Raw genomic sequence first — 6,284 nt, 5'->3', positions numbered from 1 at the left:
CCCACCCGGCCCCTTATTTTATATACTTTTTTTATTTTGGGGGGGGGGTTGGGGGGGGGCTGCGGGGGGGGGGCCCCCCCGGCGGCGCCCCCCCCGGGGGGGGGGGGGGGGGGCCCCCGGCCCCCCCCCCCCGGCCGGACGCTCCTAGCTGGAGGATCGCTCCGATCTCGCGGTTTTTCGGTTGCCGGGATGGGTGAGATGCCCCGTGCGCCGGGACCGAACGTGCACGGTCGCGGAGCAGGAAGGCGAGGCCCGGCGGCGCTCAGGAGGCCGTGGGCACCCCGTTCGCCGGTGGCGTAACCGGGGTGGCCGTGTACTCGTTGACCGGCCCGTCCGCCTCGTCGGTCTCGTACGCCGGGCCGAAGTAGCTCTGCACTCCCCCGGTCACCCGACTCAGCCGCTGACCGCCGTACCCGGAGTGGTCCTTCGCGGAGAAGCGCAGCGGCGCCAGCCCGGGACCCTGGAAGCCGCCCTTCTGCACGGCCTCCAGCACCTTCTCCCGGGTGAGGTCCTTGCCGGCGGCGAGAAGCGTCTGCACGAAGAGGTAGCCGACCGACATGCCGTAGACGGTGTTGCCGTCGAACGGCGCGTCCCCGTTGTGCTCCTTGTTGATCTTCGTGAAGAGCTGGATCCACGGGTTCGCGGTGTCGTTCTGCATCGGCAGGTAGTTGGTGCCCACCATACCCTCCAGGATCGGGGCGGCGGCGCCGAGCTGCTTGGCCAGGGTCGGGTAGTCGGCGCCGACGTTGGAGACCAGCCACTGCGCCTTGAAGCCCAGCCGTGCGGCGGTGCCGACGGAGAGCGCGGTGAAGCCGGGCACGGTGGCGAGCACGACGACCTTGCACCCGGCCGCCTTGAACGCGCCGATCTGCGGCGCCACGTTGGTGTTGCTGGTGACGTAGGTCTGCTTGACCGCCACGGCACCTGCGCCGAGCACCTTCTCCACACCGGCCAGGCTGTCGCGGCCGAAGTCGTCGTCCTGGCCGAGGAAGCAGACCTTCTGGCCGGCCAGGTTCGCCTTGGCGTAGTTGGCGAGGATCTTGCCCTCGACCGTGTAGTCCGGGTTGAACCCGAACGTGCCCGGATACTTGTCCGGCTGGTCCCAGCTGCGGCTGCCGGAGGCGACGAAGAGGTCCGGCACCCGGTTGCTCTTCAGGAAGTCGAGCACCCCGGTGTGCGTCGGCGTGCCGAGACCGTTGAGGACGGCGAAGACCTTGTCCTGCAGGACGAGCTGGCGTACCACCTGCTGGGTGTTCGCCGGGTTGTAGCCGTCGTCCATGATCTTGTAGGTGATCTTCCGACCGTGCACGCCGCCGTTGGCGTTGACATAGTCGAAGTACGCCTTCGTCGCCGGGGCGATCTTCGAGTAGCCGGCCGAAGCCGGCCCGGTGAGCGGCATGTGGGTGCCGACGACGACCTCGGTGTCGGTGACGCCCGGCACCGATGCCCCGCCGGGACCGGAGCCGTCGTCACCGCTGCAACCAGCGGCGGCGGCCAACAGGGCGATGGTGCTGGCGATCGCGAGACCACGTTGTGCCAAACGGTGCATGGAGAACACCGACCTTTCTCGGTCCGGTTTGTGGGGAACGGTGTGGGTGGTGGAACGCCCGGCCGGGGCCGGGCACGGAGCAGCTCAGGAACGCCGGGTCCGCAGACGCCGACCAAGACGGGACAACAGTCCCTGGATGCCACCGGGTGCGGCGATCATGACGACGATCAGGGTGAGGCCGAAGATCGCCAGCGGCAGGTTTCCCTCCAGCCGCTGCGCCACCGCGGGCGAGAGCGTGAGCAACTCGGTCGCGGAGTGGGTGAGGTCGGGCAGGGCGACCAGCAGGACGGCCCCCCACAGCGCGCCGCTGAGGCGGCCGAGACCACCGATCACGACGGCCATCAGCAGGAACAGCGACAGGGTCAGCGAGAACGCCCCAGGCGAGACGCTCTGCGCGAGCACCGCCAGCAGCGCCCCGCCGAGCCCGGCGGTGGCGGCACTGACCACGAACGCGAGGACCTGGGTCCGGGCCACGTGGATGCCGGCCAGTCGGGCCGCCACCTCGTCGTCCCGAACCGCCCGGAAGGTGCGCCCGTACCGGCTACGGATCAGGTTGGCCAGCAGCAGCAACGCCAGCAGGGTCGCCGCGCCGGTGAGCCAGAGCTGCCACCGCTCGTAGGGGAAGTACGGGCCGAGCGACAGCGGCGGCGGCTCCACCGGCACCGACAGCCCCTGCTCGCCGTTGAAGACGCCGTCGAAGGTGACGGCCAGCGCCGGCACGACGACGGCCACCGCGAGGGTCACCCCGGCCAGGTAGGGGCCGCGCAGCCGGGCCGCCGCCACGCCGACCACCGCGCCGACCGCGACCGTGCTGACGATCGCCGCGCCCAGCGAGAGCGGCAGCAGCCAGCCGCCGGTCATCCCCCGGTCGGCGAACGCGTTCTGGCACAGCGCCACGGTGTACGCCCCGGTGGCCATCAACGCGCCGTGCCCGAGCGACAGTTGACCGTTGAGTCCGGTGAGGACGGTCAGCCCGGCGGTCGCGCAGAGGTACGCGGCCACGGTGGCGAGCTGGAAGTTGCGGAACGGCTCGACGGCGTAGCTGACCCCGACCAGCAGGAGCCCGACGACGAGCACGATCGCGAGGTGACGCAGCAGGGTCGAGCCGCGTCGCCGGTCGACGGGTCGTTGCGCCTCGGCGGTCTGCTGAATCGGCGGCACTGCCGCCCTCGTGGCGCTCACACCCGCCTCGCCGTGACCGGGGCGAACAGCCCACCGGGCCGGACCAGCAGCACCGCCAACAGCAGGACCAGCACCGCGAGCGGCGTCAGGTCACTCCCGGCGTATCCGCTCACGTAGGAGAGCAGCAGACCCACGACCAGGCCGCCGACCACCGCCCCCGGTGGGCTGTCCAGCCCACCGACCACGGCCGCGGTGAACGCCGAGACGAACACCAGGTCCATCGCGTGCGGGTGCAGGCCCAGCTCGGTCGGCAGGACCAGCATGGCGGCCAGCGCGCCCACCCCGGAGGCGAGCGCCCAGCCGAGGGTCAGCATCCCACCGACGTTGACCCCGAGCAGCCGGGACACCTCGGGGGCGAAGGCCGCCGCGCGCATCCGCAGCCCGACCGGGGTACGGGCGAACATCCAGGCCAGGCCGCTGACGGCCACCGCGATCGTGGCGAAGACGAACAGGTCGTACGGTGACAGCACGGCCACCCCGCCGACGGTGAGCGCGGACCGACTGAACGGTGCCTCGGCGGGACGGAACTCGTTGCCGTACACCATGCCCAGCACGGCCTGGATCAACAGCACCAGCCCGAGCGCGACGATCACGGGGTTGAGCGGCGAGGCGTGGTCGACGTGCCGCATCACCACGCGGTCCACAAGGGCACCGAGCAGCAGGCCGGCGACGATCGCGACCACGAAGCCCAGCCAGTAGGAGCCGGTCGCGGCGCTGACCGTGTAGGCGACGTACGCGGCGGCGACGGCCATCGCCCCCTGGGCGAAGTTGACGACCCGCGCCGCCCGCCAGATGAGCACCAGGGCCAGCGCGAACGCGGCGTACACCGCGCCCCGGGACAGGCCGTCGATGGTGAGGAAGACGAAGCGGTCCAACAGTCCTCCCTCCGGGGGACGAGGTGGTGGTCAGAATCCGAGGTACGCGTGGCGCAGGTCGACGTCGTCACGCAGCTTCGCCGCCGGGGCGGCGATCACCACCTGACCGAGGGACATCACGACGCCCTGGTCGGCGACGGCGAGCGCGCTGCGCACGTTCTGCTCGACCAGCAGGACGGTCAGGCCGGTACGGTCACGTAGCTGGCGCAGCAGGGCCATGATCCGGGCGACCACCCGTGGCGCCAGGCCGAGCGACGGCTCGTCGAGCAGCAGCAGGCGAGGTCGGCCGACAAGTGCCCGGCCGAGCGCGAGCATCTGCCGCTCACCGCCGGAGAGCTGGTGGCCGAGGTGCCGGCGGCGTCGGGCCAGCGGCTCGAAGAGTTCGTAGACCTCGTCGAGGGCACGCGCCGCGTCGGCCCGGTCGCGCCGCCACAACCCGCCGAGCCGCAGGTTCTCGTCGACGGTCAGCTCACTGATCACGCCCCGTCCCTCCGGCACGTGCGCCATGCCGCGCCGGACGAGCTGCTCCACCGGCGTGCCGCGCAGGTCCTCCCCGGCGAGGAGCACCTGGCCGGCGGTCGGGCGGATCATGCCGGAGAGGGCGCGCAGCAGGGTGGTCTTGCCGGCACCGTTGGCGCCGACGACCGCGGCGATGGTGCCGGCCGGGACGGTGAGGTCGATGGCCCGCAACACGGGCGCGGCGCCGTAACCGGCGACCAGCCCCCGCACCACGAGCAGATCGGGCGTGCCGCCCGCGCTCGACTGCGGAGCTCGCAGACCCGGCGCACTCCTCGCGGTCATGCAGTGCCACCTTTCGTTCGCGACTGCGGGGCTCGCAAACCCGGCGCACTCCTTGCGCTCACGGCGAGACCTCCTCGACGGTGGCGCCGAGGTAGGCGTCGGTGACCGCCGGGTCGTCGCGGATCTCGTCCGGGGTGCCGGCGGCGATGACCCGGCCGAAGTCGAGCACCACGAGCTCGTCGCAGACCGCCATCACCAGGTCCATGTGGTGCTCGACCAGCAGCACCGCACAGGGGTCGTCGTCGCGCCGGGGCAGGTGCCGGACCAGTTCGGCCAGCTCGGCGATGTCGTCGGCGCCGAGGCCACCGGCGGGCTCGTCGAGCAGCAGCAGCCGGGGCCGCGCGGCGAGCGCGCGGGCCAGGGCGACCCGCTGTCGTACGGCGAAGGGCAGGGTGGTGGGTGCGGCCTCGGCGTGCCCGGCGATCCCCAGGTCGTCGAGGATGGCCAGGGCGTGCTGACGGAGCCGGCGCTCGTCGCGGTCGCTGGCCGGCAGCCCGAACAGGGCCGGGACGAAGCCCGCACGGGCGGTGTGGGAGGCGCCGGTCATCACGTTCTCCAGCACGCTCAGACCGGCGAAGAGGCCGGTCCCCTGCAGGGTCCGGGCGATGCCGAGCCGGGTCAGCCGGTGCGGACGTGGCCGCAGCGGTCGACCGTCCAGGGTGAGCGAGCCGGTCTCCGGCGCGACGAACCCGCAGATCACGTTGAACAGCGTGGTCTTGCCGGCGCCGTTGGGCCCGATCACGCCCACCACCCGGTTGGGCGGCACCCGCAGGGAGACGTCGTCGAGGGCGGTGAGGCCGCCGAAACGGACGCCGATGTGGTGCAGTTCGAGGCCGCGCTCCATCACCCATCCCTCTGTCGTGGCGGGTGTTTATTTACACTCGCAGTGTACGTTTCTCGGGTATCGCGTCAAGACCTTCAATGGCCCCACGTGCACGCCGAAGGGGCGGCCGCCACCGGCGACCGCCCCGCGACCACGCTCAGGAACTGGGACAGGTGTTGCGATACTCCTCGATCTGCGATCCGCTCGGCCCGGGGCAGAGGAACTGCTCGTAGCGGGTGTCGTCGTCGACGAACCGCTTCAACCAGGCCACCATCTGCCGGGCGGTCGGCGTGTTCGTCGTCTGCGGGAAGAAGTGGCTCGCCCCGTTCAGCTCCAGGTACGCCTTCTCGGCGGAGGCCGGGATGCTGTTGTAGAACGGCACCGAGTGCGACGAGACGGGCGCGACGGTGTCGCTCTCGCCACCGATGATCAACGTGGGCACCCGCAGCTCGGACCAGCTCTTGTCGGTGTTCCACGGTGCGAGCGGCACCGCGGCCTGCAACGACGGCCGCGACGAGGCCGCCTCCAGGGTGCCACCGCCACCCATGGAGTGGCCGGCCACCGCGAGCCGGCTGCTGTCGATCCGGGTACGCACCGAGCTGCGCTCGGTCAGGTAGTCCAGCGCGGCGAGCAGTTGTCGGCCCCGACTCGCCGGCTGGTCCAGCCGACTGTTGGTCTCGATGCCGATCACCACGAAACCGTGCGAGGCGAGCCGCGGCCCGAGCCAACTGATGCTGGACCAGGCCGCGGTGTAACCGGGCGAGATGGCGATGGCGCCGAAGGTGCCCTCGCTGGTGCTGGTCGGGTAGTAGATGACGCCGCCGCCGAAGCCGGTGACACTCAGTGACGACACGCTCTGCGACGCCGTGGCGAAGGGGCCGCGACTGGCCTCCAGGATCGCGGTGGTCGGTGCCGGGCCGCGCTCGTACGGGCCGGCGGCCTGCGCGGCACCGGTCGGGCCGGAGAGGACGCCGCCGGCGACCAGGACGGCGGCCACCGCGAGCCGGGCTGCGACGGAACGGGGACGGGTGGTGGTTGGTGAGGGCACGTCGGG

Annotated in this window: 6 protein-coding genes; all 6 read right to left on the bottom strand. The window is 71.8% G+C overall.

Features of this window, described 5'->3' with window-relative positions:
* Positions 1-262: 262 nt before the first annotated feature.
* Positions 263-1,549, bottom strand: a complete 1,287-nt coding sequence (locus ACFYPM_RS31860) for an ABC transporter substrate-binding protein (RefSeq protein WP_387205028.1) — start codon at positions 1,547-1,549, stop codon at positions 263-265.
* Positions 1,550-1,633: 84 nt separating this feature from the next.
* Positions 1,634-2,731, bottom strand: a complete 1,098-nt coding sequence (locus ACFYPM_RS31855; RefSeq protein ID WP_387205025.1) for a branched-chain amino acid ABC transporter permease — start codon at positions 2,729-2,731, stop codon at positions 1,634-1,636.
* Positions 2,728-3,606 (bottom strand): branched-chain amino acid ABC transporter permease, encoded by an 879-nt coding sequence (locus ACFYPM_RS31850; protein WP_387205022.1) that lies wholly within the window; start codon positions 3,604-3,606, stop codon positions 2,728-2,730. The genes ACFYPM_RS31855 and ACFYPM_RS31850 overlap by 4 nt, the downstream gene beginning before the upstream one ends.
* A 30-nt stretch (positions 3,607-3,636) precedes the next feature.
* Complete coding sequence (locus tag ACFYPM_RS31845; RefSeq protein WP_387205019.1) at positions 3,637-4,407, bottom strand: ABC transporter ATP-binding protein; 771 nt, start codon at positions 4,405-4,407, stop codon at positions 3,637-3,639.
* A gap of 58 nt (positions 4,408-4,465) precedes the next feature.
* The gene (locus tag ACFYPM_RS31840; protein ID WP_387205016.1) at positions 4,466-5,251 is read right to left on the bottom strand and encodes an ABC transporter ATP-binding protein; all 786 of its coding nucleotides are present in this window, start codon (positions 5,249-5,251) and stop codon (positions 4,466-4,468) included.
* Between the two features lie 136 nt (positions 5,252-5,387).
* Positions 5,388-6,278 (bottom strand): alpha/beta hydrolase family protein, encoded by an 891-nt coding sequence (locus tag ACFYPM_RS31835; protein ID WP_387205013.1) that lies wholly within the window; start codon positions 6,276-6,278, stop codon positions 5,388-5,390.
* Between the last annotated feature and the right edge of the window lie 6 nt (positions 6,279-6,284).

Origin of the sequence: Micromonospora sp. NPDC005203 (genome assembly GCF_042872705.1) — a bacterium.
In the GTDB taxonomy this organism is placed as follows: domain Bacteria; phylum Actinomycetota; class Actinomycetes; order Mycobacteriales; family Micromonosporaceae; genus Micromonospora.
This window is presented reverse-complemented; position numbering and strand designations above follow the sequence as displayed.

Bases quoted from the DNA above. Each gene is read 5' to 3' on its own strand.
- ACFYPM_RS31860 (WP_387205028.1), bottom strand. From the start codon at position 1,549: ATGCACCGTTTGGCACAACGTGGTCTCGCGATCGCCAGCACCATCGCC.
- ACFYPM_RS31845 (WP_387205019.1), bottom strand. From the start codon at position 4,407: ATGACCGCGAGGAGTGCGCCGGGTCTGCGAGCTCCGCAGTCGAGCGCG.
- ACFYPM_RS31840 (WP_387205016.1), bottom strand. From the start codon at position 5,251: ATGGAGCGCGGCCTCGAACTGCACCACATCGGCGTCCGTTTCGGCGGC.